General features: G+C 63.3%; 1 pseudogene. It reads right to left on the bottom strand.

The window, feature by feature from the left end:
• A pseudogene (locus tag JHD63_RS22670) lies at positions 1-670 on the bottom strand (IS701 family transposase); the annotation flags it as partial.
• Between the last annotated feature and the right edge of the window lie 347 nt (positions 671-1,017).

Raw genomic sequence — 1,017 nt, 5'->3', positions numbered from 1 at the left:
AGAAGTATTTGCTCGGTTCGGCATCGTTTGCCGGCCACTCGATGAGCAGCCACTGCTCGGGATGCAGACGTGCCTTGCCCGTATTGCCGCCGGCGTGGCGCACCCGCACGGCCGCAAAGCGGCCGTTGAGCGTGTCATGGGTTCCCTCGCGCCAACTGACGTTCTGGAACGCTCGGCTTGGAAGCGACTGCGCCAATGCCTTGACGCTCATGGGCTGCAGCGCCGCCGTGCGCCTGGGCACTACTGGCGGGCGGCCCATGCCGCTGTAAGGCTGGGGTGGCAGCGGCTGAACGCCAGGCGGCCAGACCACGAGGGCAGATGTGACGCCCACCGCGTAGAGCAGGCCCATGTCGCTGAGCGCCTGACGAAAAGCGTTGTCCACACCGTATCCCGCATCGGCCAGCACGCAATGGCGCGGTGCGCCTTCGTCCAGCAGCCTACGCAGCTGCTGCAGCGCGATCTGTGTCTTCGTGGCGAAACGAACCTCCTCGGGAACGCCAGCCTTGGCGCGGCGTTCAGCATCTGCCGCCCAGGCCTCGGGCAGGTACAGCTGCCAAGCCACGGGCAGGCTGCCCTGTTTGCTTGCAAGCGAGATGCTCACAGCCACCTGGCAGTTGTCCTGCTTGCCCAGCATCCCGCAGTACTGGCGCGTGACACCGACCGAGTTGCGTATTCCACAGTAAAAGCGCCGCCGATTCCGATTCAAAGGCGCCACTTGTTCCAGTTGAAACCCGCCGTTGATTCCGAAGTGCCCTGGCCTTCGGTATTGCGGCGGCCCCTGCAGGGCACGGCGACGAACGCCGATGTCAAACCGTGAACGAGCTTTGGGCAAGCATCGACGTGTGATCCCGTACGTCAGCGGGCCACGATGAGAGCAAGGCGTCGAAGCGCTGACCTTGCCCTCGAAAAACGTATCCCTTGCTGAGTGTTTCAATACAAGCAAGGAAGACGTAAATGAGGAAGACGACGAGAGCGCGCTACACGCTCGAATTCAAGCAAGAGGCGGTGCGGCTGGTC

The organism is Xylophilus sp. ASV27, from assembly GCF_016428875.1.
Classification (GTDB): Bacteria; Pseudomonadota; Gammaproteobacteria; order Burkholderiales; family Burkholderiaceae_C; genus Xylophilus.
Note: the sequence above shows the minus strand (reverse complement) of the source record. Positions and strands in the feature narration are given on the sequence as shown.